Source organism: Sphingosinicellaceae bacterium (assembly GCA_019285715.1).
Lineage (GTDB): Bacteria > Pseudomonadota > Alphaproteobacteria > Sphingomonadales > Sphingomonadaceae > Glacieibacterium.
Map to the genome: position 1 here is coordinate 2313669 of CP079108.1, position 20852 is coordinate 2334520.

General features: G+C 67.0%; 23 protein-coding genes. 11 read left to right on the forward strand and 12 right to left on the reverse strand.

Features of this window, described 5'->3' with window-relative positions; genetic code table 11:
* Positions 1-2 precede the first annotated feature (2 nt).
* Positions 3-1811 carry an aminopeptidase P family protein gene (locus tag KX816_10750; GenBank protein ID QXQ04791.1) on the reverse strand — a complete coding sequence of 603 codons (1809 nt, stop codon included), beginning with the start codon at positions 1809-1811 and terminating at the stop codon, positions 3-5.
* A gap of 91 nt (positions 1812-1902) precedes the next feature.
* Between KX816_10750 and KX816_10755 the strand changes: the two genes are divergently transcribed.
* Together KX816_10755 and KX816_10760 are read left to right on the forward strand one after the other, a co-directional pair.
* On the forward strand, positions 1903-2103 hold the full coding sequence (locus KX816_10755) for a hypothetical protein (protein QXQ04792.1): 201 nt from the start codon (positions 1903-1905) through the stop codon (positions 2101-2103).
* A gap of 451 nt (positions 2104-2554) precedes the next feature.
* The gene (locus KX816_10760) at positions 2555-3331 is read left to right on the forward strand and encodes a PEPxxWA-CTERM sorting domain-containing protein (GenBank protein QXQ08514.1); all 777 of its coding nucleotides are present in this window, start codon (positions 2555-2557) and stop codon (positions 3329-3331) included.
* A gap of 68 nt (positions 3332-3399) precedes the next feature.
* On the opposite strand, the gene KX816_10765 is transcribed toward KX816_10760, so the two are convergent.
* Complete coding sequence (locus KX816_10765; GenBank protein ID QXQ08515.1) at positions 3400-3609, reverse strand: PEPxxWA-CTERM sorting domain-containing protein; 210 nt, start codon at positions 3607-3609, stop codon at positions 3400-3402.
* 898 nt (positions 3610-4507) lie between these two features.
* Here KX816_10765 and KX816_10770 point away from each other — a divergent pair.
* Positions 4508-6577, forward strand: a complete 2070-nt coding sequence (locus KX816_10770) for a S9 family peptidase (protein ID QXQ04793.1) — start codon at positions 4508-4510, stop codon at positions 6575-6577.
* 127 nt (positions 6578-6704) lie between these two features.
* Complete coding sequence (locus KX816_10775) at positions 6705-7346, forward strand: PEPxxWA-CTERM sorting domain-containing protein (GenBank protein ID QXQ04794.1); 642 nt, start codon at positions 6705-6707, stop codon at positions 7344-7346.
* A 67-nt stretch (positions 7347-7413) separates the two neighbouring features.
* On the opposite strand, the gene KX816_10780 is transcribed toward KX816_10775, so the two are convergent.
* On the reverse strand, positions 7414-7608 hold the full coding sequence (locus KX816_10780; protein QXQ04795.1) for a hypothetical protein: 195 nt from the start codon (positions 7606-7608) through the stop codon (positions 7414-7416).
* 99 nt (positions 7609-7707) lie between these two features.
* Between KX816_10780 and KX816_10785 the strand changes: the two genes are divergently transcribed.
* Complete coding sequence (locus KX816_10785) at positions 7708-8499, forward strand: methyltransferase (protein ID QXQ04796.1); 792 nt, start codon at positions 7708-7710, stop codon at positions 8497-8499.
* A 6-nt stretch (positions 8500-8505) separates the two neighbouring features.
* Here KX816_10785 and phaR read toward each other — a convergent pair whose 3' ends face one another.
* Positions 8506-9102, reverse strand: coding sequence for a polyhydroxyalkanoate synthesis repressor PhaR (gene phaR, locus KX816_10790; protein ID QXQ04797.1), 597 nt, complete (start codon positions 9100-9102; stop codon positions 8506-8508).
* 104 nt (positions 9103-9206) lie between these two features.
* Here phaR and KX816_10795 point away from each other — a divergent pair, with 104 nt between their 5' ends.
* Both KX816_10795 and KX816_10800 read left to right on the forward strand, forming a co-directional pair.
* Positions 9207-10208, forward strand: coding sequence for an alpha/beta hydrolase (locus KX816_10795; protein QXQ04798.1), 1002 nt, complete (start codon positions 9207-9209; stop codon positions 10206-10208).
* Positions 10209-10241: 33 nt separating this feature from the next.
* Positions 10242-11417: an acetyl-CoA C-acetyltransferase gene (locus KX816_10800; protein QXQ04799.1), complete on the forward strand. Its 1176-nt coding sequence runs from the start codon at positions 10242-10244 to the stop codon at positions 11415-11417.
* Between the two features lie 58 nt (positions 11418-11475).
* Here KX816_10800 and KX816_10805 read toward each other — a convergent pair whose 3' ends face one another.
* Complete coding sequence (locus KX816_10805) at positions 11476-12039, reverse strand: peroxiredoxin (GenBank protein QXQ08516.1); 564 nt, start codon at positions 12037-12039, stop codon at positions 11476-11478.
* Between the two features lie 90 nt (positions 12040-12129).
* Between KX816_10805 and KX816_10810 the strand changes: the two genes are divergently transcribed.
* On the forward strand, positions 12130-12813 hold the full coding sequence (locus tag KX816_10810; GenBank protein QXQ04800.1) for a methyltransferase domain-containing protein: 684 nt from the start codon (positions 12130-12132) through the stop codon (positions 12811-12813).
* Positions 12814-13149: 336 nt separating this feature from the next.
* Here KX816_10810 and metW read toward each other — a convergent pair whose 3' ends face one another.
* Both metW and KX816_10820 read right to left on the reverse strand, forming a co-directional pair.
* Entirely contained in the window at positions 13150-13740 is a 591-nt protein-coding gene (gene metW, locus KX816_10815; protein QXQ04801.1) for a methionine biosynthesis protein MetW, read from the reverse strand.
* The gene (locus tag KX816_10820) at positions 13737-14864 is read right to left on the reverse strand and encodes a homoserine O-acetyltransferase (protein ID QXQ04802.1); all 1128 of its coding nucleotides are present in this window, start codon (positions 14862-14864) and stop codon (positions 13737-13739) included. Before KX816_10820 ends, metW begins: the two co-directional genes overlap by 4 nt.
* A gap of 164 nt (positions 14865-15028) precedes the next feature.
* On the opposite strand from KX816_10820, the gene KX816_10825 reads away from it, so the two are divergent.
* From KX816_10825 to KX816_10835, 3 genes are all read left to right on the forward strand, one after another.
* Positions 15029-15172: a hypothetical protein gene (locus KX816_10825; protein QXQ04803.1), complete on the forward strand. Its 144-nt coding sequence runs from the start codon at positions 15029-15031 to the stop codon at positions 15170-15172.
* A gap of 73 nt (positions 15173-15245) precedes the next feature.
* Positions 15246-16385, forward strand: coding sequence for a histidinol-phosphate transaminase (gene hisC / locus KX816_10830; protein QXQ04804.1), 1140 nt, complete (start codon positions 15246-15248; stop codon positions 16383-16385).
* Positions 16385-17293, forward strand: a complete 909-nt coding sequence (locus KX816_10835; GenBank protein ID QXQ04805.1) for a prephenate/arogenate dehydrogenase family protein — start codon at positions 16385-16387, stop codon at positions 17291-17293. Before hisC ends, KX816_10835 begins: the two co-directional genes overlap by 1 nt.
* Here KX816_10835 and KX816_10840 read toward each other — a convergent pair.
* Genes KX816_10840 through mltG form a run of 5 tightly spaced genes read right to left on the reverse strand, consistent with a single transcriptional unit; the run spans position 17290 to position 20845 of the window.
* Positions 17290-17697 (reverse strand): DUF1761 domain-containing protein, encoded by a 408-nt coding sequence (locus tag KX816_10840; GenBank protein ID QXQ04806.1) that lies wholly within the window; start codon positions 17695-17697, stop codon positions 17290-17292. The two genes, KX816_10835 and KX816_10840, sit on opposite strands and share 4 nt — an antisense overlap.
* 7 nt (positions 17698-17704) lie before the next feature.
* A complete protein-coding gene (locus KX816_10845; GenBank protein QXQ04807.1) occupies positions 17705-18652 on the reverse strand; it encodes a DUF2125 domain-containing protein in 948 nt (315 codons plus the stop codon).
* Positions 18649-19338: a 1-acyl-sn-glycerol-3-phosphate acyltransferase gene (locus KX816_10850; protein ID QXQ04808.1), complete on the reverse strand. Its 690-nt coding sequence runs from the start codon at positions 19336-19338 to the stop codon at positions 18649-18651. The genes KX816_10845 and KX816_10850 overlap by 4 nt, the downstream gene beginning before the upstream one ends.
* Entirely contained in the window at positions 19335-19871 is a 537-nt protein-coding gene (locus KX816_10855) for a YdcF family protein (protein ID QXQ08517.1), read from the reverse strand. Before KX816_10855 ends, KX816_10850 begins: the two co-directional genes overlap by 4 nt.
* A gap of 2 nt (positions 19872-19873) precedes the next feature.
* Positions 19874-20845, reverse strand: coding sequence for an endolytic transglycosylase MltG (mltG, locus tag KX816_10860; protein QXQ04809.1), 972 nt, complete (start codon positions 20843-20845; stop codon positions 19874-19876).
* Positions 20846-20852 lie beyond the last annotated feature (7 nt).

Genomic DNA, 20852 nt, shown 5'->3' on the forward strand with positions numbered 1-20852 from the left:
AATTACAAAGGGGCGGTCATCGTGGCGAGCCATGCGGCAGCCTCGGGCTCGAGGTGCGGGCCAACTTCGGCTGCAACGCGCGCGTGATAGTCGTCGACCCACCGGCGTTCGGCGGGGCTGAGCAGGTCCAGGTCGATCAGCGCGCGGTCGATCGGGGCCAGGGTCAGGGTCTCGAACCCGAGCATCGACTTCTCCGCGCCTGCAACTTCACGCGGCACGATCAGGACCAGGTTCTCGACCCGGATGCCGTACTCGCCGGTCTTGTAGTAGCCCGGCTCGTTGGAGACGATCATGCCCGCCGCCAGCGGTTCGTCGCCGCCCGCCTGCCCGCCTTGCATCGGCGCGATGCGCTGCGGCCCCTCGTGGACAGCGAGGTAGCTGCCGACCCCGTGCCCAGTGCCGTGGGCGTAGTCGAGCCCCGCCTCCCACAGGAAGCTGCGCGCAAGCACGTCGAGCTGGCTGCCGCGCGTGCCAACCGGGAAGACCGCGCGTGACAAGGCGATGTGGCCTTTAAGGACGCGCGTGAAGCGGTCGCGCATTTCCGGCGTCGGGGTGCCGACCGGGAGCGTCCGGGTCACGTCCGTGGTGCCGTCGCGGTACTGGCCGCCCGAATCGACGAGAAACAGAGAGTTCGGCTCGATCCGGCGGTTGGTCTCCTCCGAGACGCGGTAGTGGACGACAGCACCGTTCGGACCGGCACCGGAGATGGTGTCGAAGCTCAGGTCCTCGAGGCTGTTGGTCAGGTCACGGAACTGGCGCAGCTTGGCCGCCGCGCCGATCTCATCGAGCTCGCCGCGCCCCTCGGTAATCGCTTTTGCCTGCCCAGCGAACCAGTGCAGGAAACGCGTCAGCGCCGCGCCGTCGCGGCGGTGCGCGGCCTCGGTGCCGGCGATCTCGACCGTGTTCTTGATCGCCTTGGGCAGCGCGCACGGGTCGCGCGCCTCGACGATGCGCGCGCCACCGCGCTTCAGGGCCTCGAAAATCGCGGCGACGGCGCTGGCCGGGTCGGCAGTGACGGTCTTGCCGCCAAGGCCCTCCAGGGCCGCGATGAACGCCTCGCGCGGGCGAATGCGGACGCCCTCGCCAAGGTGCGCGCGGACTGCGTCGTCGAGCTTCCCGGCGTCGATGAACAGGTCGGCGGTCGCGTCGTCGTGGAACAGCGCGAAAGCCAGCGCGACCGGCGTATGCTCGACGTCCTTGCCGCGCACGTTGAAGGCCCAGGCGATCGAGTCGAGTGCCGACACCACCGCGACGCTGGCATTCTGCTGCTTGAGCCACGCCGCGATCCCGCTGCGCTTATCGGCCGCGTCCTGCCCGGCCAGCGCCACCGGATGGACATCCAGGGGTGCCGGCGAGCGCGCCGGACGGTCGGTCCAGATCTGGTCGACAGGGTTGCGCTCGACCGCGACGAGGCCGGCACCACGCTCCTCGAGTCGCTTCGAAGTCGCCGCGACCCATGCGGCGGTGTGCAGCCAGGGGTCGTAGCCGATGCGGTCGCCGCTCGCGACGTGGGTGCTCAGCCAGTCGGCGACACTGGTCTGTGGCACCTGCGCGAAGTCGTAGAGGTCGCCCGCGACCTGCTCGCGGACCTGCAGTGTGTAGCGCCCGTCGGTGAACATCGCCGCTTTTGAGGCGAGGACCGCCGCCGATCCGGCGGAGCCGCCGAAGCCGGTCAGCCAGGCCAGGCGCTGAGCGTAGCCACCGACGTACTCGCTCATGTGCTCGTCGGTCAGCGGTACGACGAAGCCGGTCAGCGCCTGCTCGTCGAGTTCGGCGCGAAGGGCGGCGAGGCGGTCGGCGTAGGTGGACATCCGCGATGGCTCCGTGGAAACTCTTGGACACCGTTATACGCCCCGACGACGCCGGGCGGAAGCGCGGCAGGAAGCGGCAGGGGAGATCGGGATGCGCGACACGACGAAGCTCCAGCCGGGTCGATTGCCGCGGCTCGGCACGCCCCTGGAGGACCCGGTCCTCGAGCCGCGCCACGTCGACGGGCTGCCGGTATTCCAGCCGGGCGAGCTCATCACGGCGGACATGCTGAACCAGCTCGTCGGCCGGCTGAGTGAGCTTGAGGATCGAGTGCGGAAGCTGGAGGATCGCTAGCCGTATTGGGACTAATTCCTGTTTCACGTGAAACGGAACGGTTCGTGGGGACGGATTTTTGGAACTTCCGGGTCGGCGCCTGTGGTGGGTTTTGCCAGATTGATTTCAGGGCTGGCTCATGCGTTAACAGCACGCAACTACCCTCGAGTGTTACTTCGGAAACCATGGGCGTGGCACGAAGCACAGGGCTCGAGCGAGATGTTTTGCAGTCGGAGGCATGCCAATGCGCAGTCGGTTGGCCAGATCGTCGATTTTCGCTTTTGTCGCATTGCTCACCGCCGCGCAGCGCGCGGACGCTGCCCCGCCGACGCTTTACGGGCTTATCCAGACGCCGAGCTTCAACGAGGTGACGGCGTATGACCTGACGCAGACCGGCGGCTTCGGCTACGATGCGACGTCGGTCATCCCGCTCAACATCACCAACCTGCTGCCGCAGAACAGCATCACCTCGATGGCCGTACAGGGCACGACCCTGTACGGGCTGATCAGCACGCCGGGTTTCAACGAGCTGACGACCTACGACCTGACGCAGACCGGTGGCTTCGGCTATGACGCGGTGTCGGTCATCCCGCTCAACATCACCAACCTCCTGCCGCAGAACAGCATCACCTCGATCGCCGTGCAGGGCACGAACCTGTATGGGCTGATCCAGACGTCGGGGTTCAACGAGTTGATCACCTACGACCTGACGCAGACCGGTGGCTTCGGCTACGATGCGGTGTCGGTCATCCCGCTCAACATCACCAACCTGCTGCCGCAAAACAGCATCCGGTCGATCGCCGTCGTCGGGACGACGCTGTACGGGTTGATCCAGACGTCGGGCTTCAACGAGCTGATCACCTACGACCTGACCCAGACCGGTGGCTTCGGCTACGACGCGGTCTCGGTTATCCCGCTCAACATCACCAATCTGCTGCCGCAGAATAGCATCACCTCGATCGCGGTCGACGGGACGAACCTGTACGGGCTGATCAGCACGCCTGGCTTCAACGAGCTGACGACCTATGACCTGACGCAGACTGGCGGCTTCGGCTACGATGCGACGTCGGTCATCCCGCTCAATATCACCAACCTGCTGCCGCAGAACAGCATCATTGGAATTGCCCTACCTTCTGCCGAAGGCGGCGCCTCGGTCGTGCCCGAGCCAGCAACATGGGCCATGATGCTCGTAGGGCTGGTTAGCGTCGGGCAATTGTCCAGGCGACGTGCAAGGCATACCGTAGCCTAGTCGATGTTCCCAGCCGACACGGACCGCCGTTGGCTAGACCAACGCCAACTCCGCGCATTGCCTCGCCCCTAGCGGTAGGCCGGCGAGCGCCAGCTCCGCATTGCAACGCCGAGGGCGCCAAAGCCGATCACCATCAGCGCCCAGCTCGCCGGCTCGGGTACCGCGCCGCTTTCGATGATGAAATTGCCGCCGAGCCACGCGCCGTTGGTGCCATCGGTTACGGTCGGAAAGCTGAACGCGGAGTCGAAGTTGCTGTACCGGTCGCCGTAATAATTCAGGTTCGGGTTGAGCGCCGCGGTGCCACCCTGCCCGGTCGCCCACGACGTCGCATTGTCACCGGGTTCGAACGCCCCGACGATATAGTGTTTGCCGACGGTCAGGGCGAAGGGCGTGATCGCTGCATAGCGGAACGTTTCATCGAGGGTTCCGCTGGTGCCGGCGCCGACCGTCACTGAAGTCAGCAGGTTACCGGCGGTGTCCCACAAGCCGACGAACGCCCGACCGGCGAGGCCATCCTTGCCCTCGTCGTACGCGCCGAGCGAGGTCACCACCTGATTGTTCAACGCCGAGAATTCGAAACCGAGCGTGTACTGTGCGCCACTGTAAAGCGTGCCCGGCGTGACCAGCCCGATTGCGCTGGAAGCCGATGCCGCCGTGCTCGATACCAACAACACGGTCGCCGCAAGTGTTTTGAGCGTGCGCTTCATCATGTTTCCCCTAGATTGGTGCCCACCGCTGACCATCGAAGGTCTACACTATCGCTATCATCGTAATGAGTCATTTACAAGTGTGAGGGACTGGTCATTCAAAATTAGATGCGATCGCAGCACTCGTAATATTGTTTAGTCGATACGAGCTCCTCGAATAGATCTCGATTTAACACGTGTTAGATTGAGATGATGTGTTCGGATAGGTATCAACAGTTCGCTACATAAGTCGTTCATTGACGAGATTCCAAGATGTGCCGATAGCAAGGTCGTTTCGTTGCGATAATATCTTTGCTCGATACGAGCCGTATGGCGTCATTCTGTCAAAACTCGAGTTGTCACACGAACGACCCAGCGGTTGCTTCGAGCTGCATTCACCGTTCGGCCTCGGGAAGGGAGCCGGGTCTCAGGTCAGGCCTGCGGTGACAAGACGGGTTCTTCCCTCCCCTATCTGTTGTAGGAGCGCGCGATGACCTCCGCACCCATCGCGCCGAAGCGCCCGTACGTTACCAGCCACCACGGCATCGACCGCGACGACTCCTACCACTGGCTCCGCGATCCCGGCTTTCCGGAGGTCACCGATCCCGAGATTCTCGCGCACGTCGCTGCCGAGAATGCGTGGTTCGAGGGCTGGCTCGCGCCCCACGAGGCGACGGTCGAAACACTGTTCGAGGAGCTCAAGGGCCGGGTCAAGCAGGACGATACCGGGGTCCCCGTGCGCGACGGCGCTTGGGAATACTGGTGGAAATTCGCGCCCGGCGGCCAATACCGGATCTGGTTGCGCGCGCCCGCCGGCGGCGGCGTCGAGCAAGTCATCCTCGACGAACCGGCGCTGGCAGCCGACCACGAGTATTTCCGGCTTGGCGGATCGGCGGTGAGCCCCGATGGCAATTGGCTCGCTTATGCCATTGATATCGATGGTTCGGAGCGCTTCGCGTTGTATATCCGCAACCTCGTCACCGGCGAGATTGGGGTCGCAGTCGCACCCAACAGCATCGGCACGCCGGTGTGGGCCGCCGACAGCGCGCGGCTGTTCTGGACCGAGGTCAACGACCAGTGGCGACCGTGGCGGGTGCGGCTCCATACGCGCGGCAGCACGGACCTGGGCGCGATCGTCTACGAGGAGACCGACGGCAGCTTCTTCGTCGGGCTGGGTCGCAGCCAGGACCGCAGCCGCGTCATCATCCGCAGCGCCGACCACGTCACGGCGGAGGCACGGCTGATCGACGCCGCCGCACCCGACCCCACGCCGCTACTGGTCCGTCCGCGCCAGGCCGGGGTCGATTATGAGGTCGATGTCGCCGACGGCACGCTGTTCGTCCGCGCCAACGACACCCACGTCAACTTCCGCGTCGCGACCGCTCCCATCGGTGATCCGGGCGCGTGGACCGAACTGATCGCAGGCAGCGACAGCCATTATATCCGCGGGCTTAGCGCCTTTGCCTCACACCTCGTCATAGAAGAGCGAGTCGACGGCCTGGATGCAATTCGCATTCGCAGTCATGACGGCGGCGAGCATCATATCGCGTTCCCGGAGGCGAGCTTTACCGCGGGCCTGAGCAGCAATCCGATGCCCGACCAGCCCGTGCTGCGCCTGCACTACAGCTCGATGGTTACCCCGCAGACGGCGTTCGACTACGACATCGCGAGCCGCACGCTGGTCCCGCGCAAGGTGCAGGAAGTGCCGTTGGGCTATGACGCCAGCCTCTATGCGACCGAGCGGCTGTGGGCGACCGCTGCAGACGGCGTGCGGGTGCCGGTGTCGGTGGTCTGGCGGCGCGACCAGGCGCGCGGCGCGCGCTGTCACCTCTACGGCTACGGTGCCTACGGGCTGGCGATCCCGCCAAGCTTTTCGGCCAGTCGGCTCAGCCTGCTCGACCGCGGCTTCGCCTACGCCATCGCCCATATCCGCGGCGGCGACGACCTCGGCTACGGCTGGTACCTCGGTGGCAAGATGGCGCACCGTACCAACACCTTCAACGACTTCGTGGCGGCGGCGGAGGCACTGGTCGAGGCCGGCTACGCGACCCCGGGCGCGATTTCGACCTCGGGCGGCAGCGCCGGCGGAACGCTGATGGGGGTCGTCGCCAACACGCGTCCTGACCTGTGGCGCGCCGTCGTCGCGCACGTGCCGTTCGTCGACGTGCTCGGCACGATGCTCGACGCGACATTGCCGCTGACGCCGATCGAGTGGCCCGAGTGGGGCAATCCCATCCAGGACAGGGCCGCCTACGAGGCCATTGCCGCATATAGTCCCTATGACAACGTCACCGCCCAGCCCTACCCCGCGATGCTGGTGACCGCCGGCCTCAACGACCCGCGCGTCACCTACTGGGAACCGGTGAAGTGGGTCGCGCGCCTCCGCGAGCTCGGCACTGGCGACGCGCCTCTGCTGATGAAGACCAACATGGGCGCAGGTCACGGCGGTAAGTCGGGGCGGTTCGAGGCGTTGCACGAGACGGCGGAGGAATACGCCTTTATCCTCGCCGCGTTCGATGCCGAGCCGGTCCGAGTGTCGGAAGATTTTACACAACCGTGAGGTTTATGTTTCGCCTCCGATCCTAAGTTATTGTTTGCGCGTACAGCGCTTGAATTGGCATGAAACCTGCGTGGGCATTCTGGTTAGGCGATTATGCCAACGGGGGATTACCATGAAACTAGCCTCGATGCTTGCACCGGTGCTGCTTGCGCTCGCCGCGCCGGCTGTCGCCACCACGATCTATGACAATGGCGCGCCGGTGAATTTCTCCGGCAACGAAACTACGGCGTGGGTGCAGGCTGAGGATTTTGGGTTCGCCACTTCGACGACCGTGGGTGGTGCAGGTATCTATGTCGCCGGTATACCGACGATCGCAAGCTACGACGGCAATCTGCAATATTACATTTTCGCTAATAACGGCGGCACGCCCGGCTCGATCCTGGCCTCCGGCAGCGTCACCCCCACGGCCGTCGACATGGGCCTGCCGACGCCGTTCGGGAGCAGCATCTATCTGCTGTCATTCAACTTTTCCTCGGCCTTTACCGCGGTCGGCGGCACCGGCTACTATCTTGGCATCCACGCCAGCGTTGCCGGTGATTTAAACCGTGACGAGGTGTATTGGCTCGGCGCGGCTTCGAACGCGACGCATACTGGGGTCGAAAGCAATAATGGCACTTTCACCAACTGGTCTGGCAACGTCAACGAGCATGCCTTTTTCCTGACCGACGGTGCCAGCGTGCCGGAGCCAGCGAGCTGGGCACTTATGATCGGCGGCTTCGCGCTGACCGGCGTTGCAATGCGCCAGCGCCAGGCCGCCCTCGCCGCCTGAACTACCGACTGCATGCGGCCCGCGCGACTCAGCTCGCGCGGGCCGGCTCGTGACCGGTTCAGAACCGTTATCGCGGCGCGACGCCGAGAACGTGCGCCGCCAGCGCCGCCGCAGCAGCGACCGCAACGAACAGCAGCGGCGTCCAAGGCAGGAGCGCGTGTGCTGCCAGCGGAGTGCGCTGGCGCGCGCGCAAACCGAACCATGCCACGCCCGCCAGCGTGAGCGCCACGGTCAGCGCGATCAGGCTCGTCGGCTGGTCCATGCGCCCCTTCATGTTCGCCGGCCTTGCCGCCCGCTGACGAGGCGCTAGAGAAGGCACCGGCTCTTGACAAGAACCGTCCCTGACAAGCGAGGCTTACCCGTGAACCGACCGCTGATCGCCCTGACCGTCGCCGCCGCGCTGGCTGCCCCTGCCCTCGCCGCGACCGCGTACGACACGATCCTTGCCGGCGCATGGCGGTCCGATGCCAACAAAGCCCGCGACCAGTATCGCCACCCTGCGCAGACGCTGGCGTTCATCGGCGTCAAGCCGACGATGACGGTCGTCGAAATCTGGCCGTCCGGCGGCTGGTACACCGAGATCCTCGCGCCCTATCTGAAGGACAAAGGGCAGCTGTACGGGGCGCTCGGCTATTCCACCGACCCGGCCAAGACCGAGAAGTCGGTCACGACCTTCAAGACCAAGTTCGCCAACGTCCCGGGCGGCGACAAGGTCAAGCTGACCGCATTCGGCAAGGACAGCGGCCCAATCGCGCCCGCCGGCAGCGCGGATGCGGTGCTGACCTTCCGCAATGTCCACAACTGGTACATCGGCGGCTTCGCACCGCAGGCCTTTGCGGCGTTCAACGCGGCACTCAAGCCCGGCGGCATCCTCGGCATCGAGGAGCACCGGCTCCCCGAGGACAAGCCGGACGCAATGCAGAAGGACAGCGGCTACATGAAGCGCTCGACCGTCGTGAAGCTCGCGACGGACGCCGGGTTCAAGCTGGTCGGCGAATCAAAGATCAACGCAAACCCCAAGGATACCCACGATTATCCCAAGGGCGTCTGGACCTTGCCGCCGACCTACGACGCGGGCGACCAGGACCGGGCCAAGTATGCCGCGATCGGGGAGTCGGACCGGATGACGCTGAAGTTCGTGAAGGTTCGGTAGAAGCGCCTACTTCTCGCCGAGCTTGTCGAGCTTGGCCTGCAGCGCGTTCATCTGCTCCTTCAGCGCACCGAGTTCGTCAGCGGGCGCGTCCACGGGCTTGGGCGGACGACCGCTCAGGAGGTCGGTCGCGGCCTGGAACATGGCGAGGTTCTGCTTGGCGATCGCCTCGAAGGGCTTGAGCGCGGTCGCCGGAAACACTCCGCCCCCGCCCATTGCGCTGCCCATGGCACCGGTCACGGTATCGCGGAACTGCGCCTGGCTCTTGGCGAAGGCGTTCATCGACGCTTCAAGATAGTGCGGCACCATCGACTGCATCGAATTGCCGTACATCGCGATCAACTGGCGCAGGAAAGGAATTGGCAGCATCGTCTGTCCACCGTTCTCGCCATCCATGACGATCTGGGTCAGCACCGAACGGGTGATATCCTCACCGCTTTTCGCGTCGAGGACCTGGAAATCACGGCCCTCGCGGGTCATCGTCGCGAGGTGCTCGAGAGTGATGTAGCTCGAGCTGCCGGTGTTATACAGGCGTCGGTTTGCGTACTTCTTGATGATCACCGGTGCCGGCTTGTTGGCATCGGGAGCAGCGGCGGCTTCGTCCATTGTGAGAATCCGATCGGAATGATGAATTGTCAGTAGCATGCGCCGATGTTGCACTGCAACGTGGGCAAAGTCGCGGGCGCGGGCCGCACCCGCTTGCGGCGCTGATGGCGCTGTTTGCCGAGGTCTGCGGCGACGATCGAGAACGGCTGGCGCGGGCGCTGGCGGGGGTGCGGGCGTATCAGGCACACCCCTACCGGCGCGCGAGTGCGCCGCTGCCCGAGATTGCGCGCGTCGGAAGTGTCGCGCTGCGTGACTACGCCGACGGTACTCGGGGCGGCGCCGGTCGCACGGTCGTGGTCGTGCCGTCGCTGATCAACCCGCCGACTGTGCTCGACCTGGCAGAAGGCAATTCGCTGCTGCGCTGGCTGGCCGGGCAAGGCGTTCGGCCGCTGCTTGTCGACTGGGGCACGCCCGGGACCGAGGAACTGGGCTTCGGTGTCGGGGAGATGGTATCCGAGCGACTGGTCCCGCTGCTGCGCGCGGCAGGGTCGGCAGCGCTCGTCGGCTATTGCATGGGTGGCACGATGGCCGTCGCTGCGGCGACGCTGACCCCGGTGCGACGGCTGGCGCTGCTCGCGACGCCCTGGCACTTCGGGCGCTACGACGCCCCCCAGCGCACCGGGATCGGCGAATATGCAGCCGCGATACGCCCGCTGGCATCGACGCTGGGTGCGGTGCCAATGGACCTGCTCCAACCGGCATTCTGGCGACTCGGTCCCGAGGGTGTCGTCGCCAAGTTCGAGGCGTTTGGGGCGCGCGATCCCGCCAGCCCGGCGGCGGCAGCGTTCGTCGCGCTCGAGGACTGGGCCAACGACGGGCCGCCGCTCGCGCTCCGCGTCGCCACCGAACTGTTCGATGACCTGTTCGCGGCTGATCTCAGTGGCCGCGCCGAGTGGCAGGTCGGCGGCTGCGCGATTCGCCCCCGAGAACTCGACATCCCGATCCTCGACGTGGTCGCGATGCGCGATCGTATCGTACCCGCCACCAGCGCGCTCGGCCTCGGCACCCGCCTCGACATCGACGGTGGCCATGTCGGCATGGTCGTCGGCAGCCGCGCCCGGGAGACGCTGTGGGAGCCGCTGGCGCGCTTCCTCCGCGAGGACTAGAACGCGCTCAAAAGCACAGCAGGAGCAAGTATCATGACCGGAGTCGTCATCACCGCCGCCAAGCGGACCCCCGTCGGCAGCTTCATGGGCGCGTTCGCGACCACCCCCGCACACGAGCTCGGCCGTATCGCGATCGAGGCTGCCCTGCTCCAGGCCGGCGTCGGCGCGGACGAGGTCAGCGAGGTCATTCTCGGCCAGGTGCTGACCGCAGCGCAGGGCCAGAACCCGGCCCGGCAGGCGTCGATCAATGCCGGCATCGCTAAGGAGACGCCGGCGTGGGGCGTCAACCAGGTCTGCGGCAGTGGCTTGCGCGCGGTCGCGCTCGGCGTCCAGGCGATCCAGTCGGGCGATGCCACGGTCGTCGTCGCCGGCGGCCAGGAGAGCATGAGCCTGTCAAACCACGCGCAGGCACTTCGCGCCGGCACCAAGATGGGCGGCGTCGAGCTGGTCGATACGATGATCAAGGACGGGCTGTGGGACGCCTTCAACGGCTACCACATGGGCATCACCGCCGAGAACGTCGCCGAGCAGTATCAGGTCACCCGCGAGAAGCAGGACGCGTTCGCCGTCGCCAGCCAGAACAAGGCCAGTGCCGCACGGTCGTCGGGGCGCTTCAAGGACGAGATCGCGCCGGTCACGATCAAGGGCCGCAAGGGCGATACCGTTGTCGAGAACGACGAGTATATCCGAGACGGCGCGACCATCGAGAGCGTCTCCGGCCTGCGAGGCGCGTTCAAGAAGGACGGTAGCGTCACCGCCGCCAATGCCAGCGGCATCAACGACGGCGCAGCGGTGCTGGTGCTGATGTCGGCCGAGGAAGCGACGCGCCGCGGCTCGACGGTGCTCGCCAGGATCAAGAGCTGGGCCTCGACCGGTGTCGACCCTTCGGTGATGGGCATCGGGCCGGTGACGGCTTCACGCAAGGCGCTGGATAAGGCCGGCTGGGCGGTCGGCGACCTCGACCTGATCGAGGCCAACGAGGCCTTCGCGGCGCAGGCGCTGGCGGTCGGGCAGGAGCTCGGGCTCGACCCGGCCAAGGTTAACGTCAACGGCGGCGCCATCGCCATCGGCCACCCGATCGGCGCGTCGGGCGCGCGCGTCCTGACGACGCTGATCTACGAGATGGGCAAGCGCGACGCCAAGAAAGGCCTCGCCACCCTGTGCATCGGCGGCGGCATGGGCATCGCCATGTGCATCGAGCGGGACTGAGTTAGAGGGTGACCCCGACCGTCCCGCATTTAGCGCGGGACGGTCGGAGCCTAACGCCTTACGCCGCCTTCTGCAGCGACCCGGCGACAGGGTTGGCGCAGACCCATGCGAGGATCTTCTCGGGGGTCGACTCGATGTACGGGTCGTTGTCTGAGCCGTCGTTGTTCTTGCCGGGCTCCTCGTTGAGCACCTTGATGACGCCGTCGTCGACGACCATCGAGTAGCGCCACGAGCGCTTGCCGAAACCAAGGTGCTCCTTGTTGATCAGCATGCCCATCTTCTCGGTGAAGTGGCCGTTGCCATCGGGGAGCATCTTGATGTTCTTGACGCCAAGGTCCTGCGCCCACTTGAACATGACGAAGGCATCGTTGACGCTGACGCAATAGACCTCGTCGACGCCGCCGGTGCCCTTCATGTCGTCATAGGCGGATTCGTAGCCCGGGCACTGCTTCGACGAGCAGGTCGGGGTGAACGCGCCCGGCAGCGAGAACAGGACGACGCGCTTGCCGGCGAAAATCTCGTCGGTGCTGACATCCTGCCAGCGGTAGGGATTCGGTCCTTCGACGGTCTCGTCGCGGACGCGGGTCTTGAAGGTGACGTTGGGTACGGTGTCGCCGGCGATTGCCATGGGGGCTCCTGTCTGGAAGGTGTAAGTGCGTGACGTCCCACTTGGTGTGCAGTGCAGCATTTGGCAACTCCGAATGATGATCCGATGACCGTCCACGAGCCCGAGATCGAGGATTGGTACGCGACGCCCTCGGGGCGCGAGGCGGCGCGGCTTCTGGCACGGAGTGTAGGGCCGCTTCTGGGGAGGGCGTCGACGTCACGTTTGCTGGCGCTGGGGCAAACCGCTCCGGTTCTTACCCGCATCCACGGTGCCGGTGGAGAGCGCACCGCGATGGTCGTCGAGCAGGCCCGGCGCTGGCCGCTGACGACGCCCAACCGCGCCGTCGTCGCCGACCCGGAGCGGCTGCCCTTCGACGACGCGCTGTTCGACGACGCGCTGCTGATCCATGCACTCGAACTGGTCGAGCGACCACGCATCGTGCTGCGCGAGCTGTGGCGGGTGCTCGGTCCCGCAGGGCGGATCGTTCTGGTCGTGCCGAACCGTGCCGGGGTGTGGGCGCGGGTCGAGGCGCTGCCGTTCGGCCGCGGGCAACCTTATGGCAAGGGCGGCTTGGCACGGCTCCTCGAAGGCGCGATGTTCGAGGTCGAAAGCTGGTCGACCGCCCTCGCCGCGCCGCCGCTCAGACGCCTCAGGTGGCTCGAACGACCGTTGGCACGCCTGCTCCCGCAAACGGGGGGCGTGCACGTCGTCGCCGCGCGGAAGATCGACGGGCTGCGGCCGGTCGGTACGGTGGCTCGGGCGGTGCTGAAAGAAGCAGCGGCGACCTAGTCGTTCATCGTGAGAGTTGTCAGAGTAAGCACCCGCGTGAGTTCCTGCATATTCCGGCGCCTTCGGTGGGATGACGAATTAACAGCGGCTTACGCTACTATGCTGCCACTTTGCATGAGAAAGAACGTTGACCGAAGATTTCGGCGTGACCGCAGTGTACCAGATGGGTGATGCGTAGGACGGCAACCGTTCGCTCGAAAATTTCGTGTTTCCGTCATTCCGGCGAAGGTCGGAGCCCAGTGCTCTCAGAGGCTCGAAGTTCAGGGTTTGCGATGCAGCTGGGTTACGGCCCTCGCCGGAATGCCGAAAACCGGGGCACTGGTGGTGGACCCCGGTTCAAACTCTCCGCAGCACGAACAATGCCCGCTCGGCCCTGAGATTCGGAAGCGCCCGCACCTCGCTGCTGCCGCTGAGGAACAGCGCGCGTTCGACGACGATGCCGCGGGCGTCGGTCAGTGCGCGGAAATCGTCGACCGAGCACAGGTGGATGTTCGGGGTCTCGTACCACGCTACCGGCAGCGTCCGCGTCACCGGCATCCGGCCGCCAAAGACCAGCGAGGCGCGGACCCGCCAGTGTGCGAAGTTGGGGAAGCTGACCAGCGCGTGCTTGCCGATCCGGAGCAGTTCGTCGAGCACGACCGCCGGCCGGCGCATGGCCTGCAGGGCGTCGGACAGGATAACCATGTCAAAGGCATCGTCGGGATAGTCGCCGAGGTCGGTGTCGGCGTCGCCCTGCACCACCGACAGTCCACGCGCGACGGCTTGCGCGACGTTTGCCCCGGACAGCTCGATGCCGCGCCCGGCGACCTGCCGCGTGTCGCGCAACGCCGCGAGCAGCGCGCCGTCGCCGCAGCCGATGTCGAGCACCCGTGCGCCGACCGGCACGACCTTGGCGATCGCTTCGAGATCGGGACGCAATTCGCTCACGCGGCTGCCCGCAGGAAGCCGTCGACGACGCGGTTGAGCTCAGGCGCCTCGACGAGGAAGCTGTCGTGGCCGTGCGGGCTTTCGAGTTCGACGAAGCTGACCTCGGCCCCGGCGGCGTTCAGCGCGCTGACGATGCGCCGCGATTCGACCGTCGGGTACAGCCAGTCGCTGGTGAAGCTGACCACGGCAAAGCGCGTCCGCGTGCCCCGGAAGGCCTCCGCCAGCCGCCCGTCGTGGGGCACCGACAGGTCGAAATAATCCATCGCGCGGGTGATGTAGAGGTACGAGTTCGCGTCGAAGCGCTCGACGAAGCTGAGACCCTGGTGGCGCAGGTAGCTCTCGACCTGGAAATCGGCGTCGAAGCCGAAGCCGAGCGCGTCGCGGTCCTGCAGGCGGCGGCCGAACTTCTCGGTCAGCCCGGCCTCCGACAGGTAGGTGATGTGCGCGGCCATGCGCGCCACCGCGAGTCCGGCGGCGGGCGACGTCGTATAGGCGCCGCGCCGCCATTCGGGGTCGGCCATGATCGCCTGCCGACCGACCTCGTGGAAGGCGATGTTCTGCGCCGAGTGCCGCGCCGCGCTGGCGATGACCACCGCCGAGCGCACCCGCTCCGGATAGCGCGCCGCGAGTTCGAGCACCTGCATGCCGCCCATCGAGCCACCGACCGCCGCAGCCAGCTGGGGGACGCCGAGATGGTCGAGCAAGGCCACCTGCGCGGCGACCATGTCGGCGATCGTGATGACCGGGAAGCTCATCGCGTAGGCGCTGCCGGTGGCGGGATCGAGGCTGCCCGGCCCGGTGCTGCCCGAGCAGCCGCCCAGCACGTTGGCGCAGACGATGAAATAACGCGCCGGATCGACCGGCTTGCCAGCCCCGACCATGCGCGACCACCAGCCGGTCTTGCCGGTGCGCGGATGGATGCTGGCAACGTGCTGGTCGCCGGTCAGCGCATGGCAGACCAGGACCGCGTTCGAGGCGTCGGCATTAAGCGTGCCGTAGGTTTCGTAGGCGACCTCGACGCGCTCCAGTCGCTGCCCCGAAGCGAGGGTCAGCGGGCCGTCCAGCGTGACGCGGCGGTCGAGGCCGAAGCGGGAGTCGTGCGCGAAAGGCTCTGTGCCGGACATTGGCGGCCCGGGTTAGGGGCTGCCCGGGCACCGTGCAAGTTTCCGCGTCCAGCCGAAAAAAACTAATCCCCGTTAAGGAACGCACAGGATGCGAGTTGGTTCTATTGGCTCGGGGGTAGTGCACCATGACCAGGTCTTATTCGTCCCATGTCCAGCCGATGGTCATGATCGACGCCCTTATTGTCGAGGCGGTTCGCAAGGAAGTCGTGGTTTCCAGCGCGCCGGGTCCGTCGCTGACGCCTGCTGCGGCGCGTGAGACGGCGGCACGGTTGATTGCCGCTGCGGAAATCGCGGAGCGTTACAAGTAGCCTGACGCTCGCGATCCCTGTCAGCCGCTCGCAATCCTTGTCAGCGCAGCGGGGTTGGGCCTATGCCGCGGGCATGAACGCCACCCTCGCCCGCCCGCTGCCCCAAAGCCCGACAATGAAGCCCTGGGTCGAGGCGATCGCGCCCTACGTCCCCGGCAAGGCCAAGCTCGACGGCCGCCCGCTCGTCGCCAAGCTCGGCTCCAACGAGAACCCGTTCGGCCCCAGCCCGCATGCCGTCGCGGCAATGCAGGCGGTAGTCGCGGCCGCGCATCTTTATCCCGATCCGGCAGCGACGCTGCTGCGGCAGGCGCTCGGCGAGCATCACGGCATCGATCCCGATCGCATCGTCTGCGGCACCGGGTCGGACGAGATCATCCATCTCGTCGCGGGCGCCTTCGCCGGGCCGGGCGACGAGATCCTGCACGTCCGCTACGGCTTTGCCGTCTACGAGATCGCGGCACGCCGTGTCGGTGCGACGCCAGTGGTCGCGCCGGACAATGACTATGGCACCGACGTCGACGCACTGCTGGCGCTGGTGACGCCGCGCACCCGCGTGGTGTTCATCGCCAACCCCAACAATCCGACCGGCACGCTGATCTCCGCCGACGAGGTCCGCCGCCTGCATGCGGGGCTACCGTCCGACTGCATCCTTGCGCTGGACTGCGCCTACGCCGAGTTCGCGGAAGGCGAGTACGAGGACGGCTTCGCGCTCGCCGACGAGAACGCCAACTTCGTGACGATGCGGACCTTCTCGAAGATCTACGGTCTGGCGGCGCAACGCATCGGCTGGGGTTATGCGCAGCCCGGGATCGTTGCGGCGATGCACCGCATCCGCGCGCCGTTCAACGTGCCGACCACCGGACAAGCGGGGGCCGTCGCGGCGCTCGCCGATCAGGACTGGGTCGCGATGACCCGTGCGCACACGCTGGTCTGGCGCAAGTGGCTGAACGACGAGGTCGTCGCGCTCGGCAACCATGGGCTGCGCGCCATCCCGTCGGCGGCAAACTTCGTCCTGATCGAGTTCCCCGCCCAAGGTCCGCTGACCGCCGACAAGGCCAACGAGGCGCTGATGAACGACGGCATCATCGCGCGCTATCTCGCGGTTCAGTCGATGCCGCGCTGCATCCGCATCTCGGTCGGTACCGAGACCGAGACCCGCGCCGCGGTCGCCAGCCTGCGCAAGTTCGTGACCACCGCGACCGGCCCGGCGTAGTGCTGCCCTTCGCGCGCGTCACGGTGATCGGCATGGGGCTGATCGGCTCCTCGCTGACCCGCGCGATCCGGGAGCGCATGCCGACGGTGGCGCTGACCGTTCACGACGCCGATCCTGCCGTGCGTGAGCGAGTCCGTGCCCTCGACCTCGCCGACGACGTCACCGACACCGCCGGAGCCGCAGTCATCGACGCCGACTTGGTCATCCTCGCGGTACCGGTGTTGGCGATGATGAAGGTCGCGGCCAGCATCGCCGACGATCTGCCCGCCGGTTGCGTGGTCAGCGACACCGGCTCGGTCAAGGCCAGCGTCGTCGCCGACCTGGTCGAGGTGCTGCCCGAGGGCACCGCGATCGTTCCCGCCCATCCGGTCGCAGGCACCGAGAACTCAGGTCCCGATGCCGGCTTCGCGACGCTGTTCGACGGGCGCTGGTGCATCCTGACACCGCCCGCCGGGGCCGACGCGCTGGCGGTCACCAAAGTCTCGGAGTTCTGGACGCGGCTGGGCGCCAAGGTCGAGATCATGGAGGCCGCGCATCATGACATGGTGCTGGCTGTGACCAGCCACCTGCCCCACCTCATCGCCTACTCGATCGTCGGCACCGCGTCCGACCTCGAGGACGTCACCAAGTCCGAGGTGATCAAGTACTCGGCCGGCGGCTTCCGCGACTTCACGCGCATCGCGGCGTCCGACCCGGTGATGTGGCGCGACGTCTTCCTGTCGAACAAGGACGCCGTGCTGAGCGTGCTGCAGCGCTTCACCGAGGACCTGACCGCCCTCCAGCGCGCCATCCGCTGGGGCGACGGCGCTTTCCTCGAGGCGCTGTTCACGCGGACCCGCGCGGTCCGGCGCGGGGTCATCGACGAGGGGCAGGACACCGGCGAAGCGGACTTCGGGCGCAAACACTAGCTCGCGGGCGGCGCCGTCAGCCCGATTGCGTGCAGCACCACCGCCTGCACCACCATCACCCCGAGCCAGTGCCCGACATCGAGGGCCAGAGTGCGTCCGTCCTCGCCGCGGTGGCGGAGCGTGACGACCAGCACCGGCACCACGAAACCGATCCAGATCACCACCGCGCTGCCGATCGCCATCACCCACGGGTTCGCCTTGTCAGGCGCCAGGATCAGCGCGCCCGCCAGGATCGAGGCGAACCAGAATTCGGCGATGATGTCGGTGACGATCAGGCCCGTTGTGTAGTGGCGAACGGTGGGCGCTTCGGAGCGACCGAGCAGGCCGTACCACAAGGCGGCGAAGGCAAGCCCGGCGAAGGTCGCAGCGGCGATCGGGACGAAATTCTGGAGGATGTAGATCATGCCGCGCCTAACGCAGCGCGGGGCACGCGGGTTGCTGAGCCCGGGTGGCGCGGCCGGCTTCGGGGAGATTGCCGAGCTGCCACGCGCCGGGCGAGCCCGACAGGCTGAGCGTCACCGGCAGGCGCAAGCGCTGTTCGCTGACCCGCTCGCCGGTCAGCGCGGCGCGGACGGTCTGCGGGCAGCTGGTGACGAGGGTACCGGTGAGGCGCGGCACGCCGCCGCTCGCGACCATCGTCGCATCGAGGCGGAGCACTTCGTCGGTCGTGTCGGCGAGCGTCAGCGCGTGGATCTCGACCGTGCCCTTGCTCGCCCAGCGCGCGTAATCGATCAGCCGCGTCGGCCCGGTGACGCGGATATCGGCCGCGAGCTTGAGCGGCGCACCGGCGGCGGCCTTGACCCCCTCCCCCTCCAGCACGACTTGCGCGCGCTGCGGCAGGCTCGGCGACCACGCCTCGGCGCTACGACCTGTAGTCTCGCGGAAATGGACCTCCAGCTTGGTCGCGGTCAGTGGCAGGCCGAGGAGCGCGAGCGTCACCCGCGGCTTGTCGAACACCGTCGACAGTCGCGCGATGCGCCGGGCCTGATCGAGGTGGAGGCTGGTCTCCGACGACGGCGCGGCGATGCTCAGCGTGGAGTTCGCCAGCGCCGGAATGCGGCCGGACACCCGCGGCTCGGCACTGCGGACGATGGTCAGGTCGGGCTGCCACGGACCGCGGTTGAGGATGGCGTTGTCGGCGCTGGCGGTCGCCGGCACATCGCCGCGCGACTCAAGCCTTGGAGAGCCGACCTCGGCCTCGAGGCGATACGGGAAGCCGCCGATGGTGACCGGCGAACCGGGGAAAACCGCGGCGATCTGCTCGCGGAAGCCGTCCTTGTAGCCCGACCAGAACCACCAATAGCCCGCCACCCCGAGGATCAGCGGGACGACCGTCAACCACAGCGGGATGCGCTTCATGCCGGGTTCAACGCGTTGATCGCGGTGTGGACTCGCGCCTCGATGTCGCTGCGCTCGAGGCCGGGCGGGATCGCCTCGCCGAAGCGCAGCGTGATCGTGCCGGCGTGCTTGACCAGACCCTTTGGCCAAAGTCGCCCGCTGTCGAGCGCGACCGGCACCACCGGCAGGCGCAGCGTCCGGTATAGCCCGACGAAGCCCGGCTTGATCGGCGGCCGCTCGCCCCACGACACCCGCGTGCCCTCGACGAAGATCACCACCGGGCGGTCGAGCTGTTTCGCCGACTGCGCCGCACGCATCATCGTCCGCATCGCCTGCACCGACGCCTCGCGGTCGATCGGGATGACCCCCTGCCGCTGCGCGACATAGCCCCACACCGGGATCTTGAGCAGCTCCGCCTTCATCACAGTTGCGGGATCGTCGAACAGGTAGAGCACGAGGATCGTCTCGTACGCCGACTGGTGCTTGGCGGCGATGATCACCGCGTGCTGCGGGACGGTCCCCTCGACCTTGAGGCGGACGCCGAGCAGCACTCGCGCCGTCCAGATGAACCAGCGCGACCACAGCTTCGCCATGTAGCGCAGCGCGTTGCGGGACACCGGCGCGATCAGTGCGGCGCCAACGACGATCGGCACGGAGCCAAGGTGGAAGACCAGGGCGAACACCAACGAGCGAAGCACCGCGATCATTGGACGCCGAGCCCGCGGGCAACGAAGCGGAGGGCGAGCTTGTTGTATTCGCGGAGCAGGCCGGTGACGCTGTTCTCGCCGTCGACGCCGTCGGGGACGATGGCTACGGCAGACGGCAACCGTCCGTCGAGCTCGAGGCGCGCGCGGCGCATGTGGGCGGCGGAGGTCACCAGCCGAAGCGAGCTGTACTTGTGGCGTCGCACCCAGGCCGCGGTTTCCTCGGCGTTGGAGCGGGTGTCGATCGCCTCGAAGCCGAGGTCGACGTCGCGCCCGAACAGGCCGGCGGGCGCGTTGACCTCGTGGGCCAGGGCGGCGTCGGTGACGCGGCGCTCGACGCCTGAGACGAGCATGCGCTGCGCCGAGCCGGCGACGAGCACGTCGACGCCGCGCTGCAGGCGGCCCGCACCGCCGGTCAGGACGACGACGCCGTCGGTCTTTGAGGCAAGCGGAGCCGGCGGCGCGAGGGTCAGCGCGAACCACACGAAGCCCCACGCCCAGGCAAGCAGGACCAGCGCCCCCAGCCGCACGATCAGCCTCACATCTCGCCCCGGGCGCGGCGGATAGCGAACCACTTGGCGACGTTGGCGTTGTGCTGCGCCAGCGTGTCGGCGAAGACGTGGCCACCGGTGCCGTCCGCCACGAAGTACAGCGCCTTGGTCGGCGCGGGGTCGAGAACGGCGGCGATCGAGGCGCGGCCGGGGTTGGCGATTGGTCCGACTGGTAGGCCTATACGGCTATATGTGTTGTAACCATTCAGGGCCTGCAGCTGGCTGCGGAGGATGCGGCGGCCGAGTGGCCGGCCCTTGGTATAGGGATAGATTACAGTAGGATCCGCATCGAGCTTGATGTTCTGCCTTAAGCGATTGGTATAGACTCCGGCGACCATCCGGCGCTCGGCGGGCTTGCCGGTTTCCTTCTCTACGATCGAGGCGAGAATGACTGCTTCGGCGGGCGTCTTGACGATGCTGGCGGGGGTGCGGGTCTTCCACAGGTCGGCGAGGGTCTTGGTCATCGCCGCCTGCATGCGCTTGACGACGGCGGCGCGGGTTTCGCCCGACTGGAAGTCGTAGGTGTCGGGCAATACCGAGCCTTCGGCGGGAACGGCGACGGTGCCGGTCAGCCGGGTCTCGGCGTTCAGCCGGTCGGCAACGAGCACCGCGGGCCAGCCTTCCGGGATCGTCACCCGGTAACTGACCACGTCGGCGACCTGGAGCTGGTGGAGATAATGCCCCCAGGCGTCGCCGCGCGCGAGGCGGTACACACCGGCCTTCACCGGACGGCTGCCGCCGAACAGCCGGGCCAGTACGCGGAACTGGCGGTCGTCGCGGACCAGGCCGGCGTCTTCGAGGACATTGGCGGCATCGGCGAGGGTCGCGCCTGCCTTGATCACCACGTCGACGGTCTTGAGCGGCCGATCAGGATGCCCGAACCACGGCGCGAGAAACACCGGCACGCCGATCAGCGCGAGCAGCAAAAGCACTGTGCTGGCCGCGCGCCCGAACTTCATCGACCGC

Excerpts from the sequence above, each read along its gene's own strand:
- KX816_10750 (QXQ04791.1), bottom strand. The coding sequence starts at position 1,811 with ATGTCCACCTACGCCGACCGCCTCGCCGCCCTTCGCGCCGAACTCGAC.
- KX816_10770 (QXQ04793.1), top strand. The coding sequence starts at position 4,508 with ATGACCTCCGCACCCATCGCGCCGAAGCGCCCGTACGTTACCAGCCAC.
- KX816_10840 (QXQ04806.1), bottom strand. The coding sequence starts at position 17,697 with ATGATCTACATCCTCCAGAATTTCGTCCCGATCGCCGCTGCGACCTTC.
- KX816_10800 (QXQ04799.1), top strand. The coding sequence starts at position 10,242 with ATGACCGGAGTCGTCATCACCGCCGCCAAGCGGACCCCCGTCGGCAGC.
- KX816_10755 (QXQ04792.1), top strand. The coding sequence starts at position 1,903 with ATGCGCGACACGACGAAGCTCCAGCCGGGTCGATTGCCGCGGCTCGGC.
- KX816_10810 (QXQ04800.1), top strand. The coding sequence starts at position 12,130 with ATGACCGTCCACGAGCCCGAGATCGAGGATTGGTACGCGACGCCCTCG.
- KX816_10825 (QXQ04803.1), top strand. The coding sequence starts at position 15,029 with ATGATCGACGCCCTTATTGTCGAGGCGGTTCGCAAGGAAGTCGTGGTT.
- KX816_10760 (QXQ08514.1), top strand. The coding sequence starts at position 2,555 with ATGGCCGTACAGGGCACGACCCTGTACGGGCTGATCAGCACGCCGGGT.
- phaR (QXQ04797.1), bottom strand. The coding sequence starts at position 9,102 with ATGGACGAAGCCGCCGCTGCTCCCGATGCCAACAAGCCGGCACCGGTG.
- KX816_10795 (QXQ04798.1), top strand. The coding sequence starts at position 9,207 with ATGGCGCTGTTTGCCGAGGTCTGCGGCGACGATCGAGAACGGCTGGCG.
- mltG (QXQ04809.1), bottom strand. The coding sequence starts at position 20,845 with ATGAAGTTCGGGCGCGCGGCCAGCACAGTGCTTTTGCTGCTCGCGCTG.
- KX816_10780 (QXQ04795.1), bottom strand. The coding sequence starts at position 7,608 with ATGGACCAGCCGACGAGCCTGATCGCGCTGACCGTGGCGCTCACGCTG.
- hisC (QXQ04804.1), top strand. The coding sequence starts at position 15,246 with ATGAACGCCACCCTCGCCCGCCCGCTGCCCCAAAGCCCGACAATGAAG.
- KX816_10775 (QXQ04794.1), top strand. The coding sequence starts at position 6,705 with ATGCTTGCACCGGTGCTGCTTGCGCTCGCCGCGCCGGCTGTCGCCACC.
- KX816_10850 (QXQ04808.1), bottom strand. The coding sequence starts at position 19,338 with ATGATCGCGGTGCTTCGCTCGTTGGTGTTCGCCCTGGTCTTCCACCTT.
- KX816_10820 (QXQ04802.1), bottom strand. The coding sequence starts at position 14,864 with ATGTCCGGCACAGAGCCTTTCGCGCACGACTCCCGCTTCGGCCTCGAC.
- KX816_10845 (QXQ04807.1), bottom strand. The coding sequence starts at position 18,652 with ATGAAGCGCATCCCGCTGTGGTTGACGGTCGTCCCGCTGATCCTCGGG.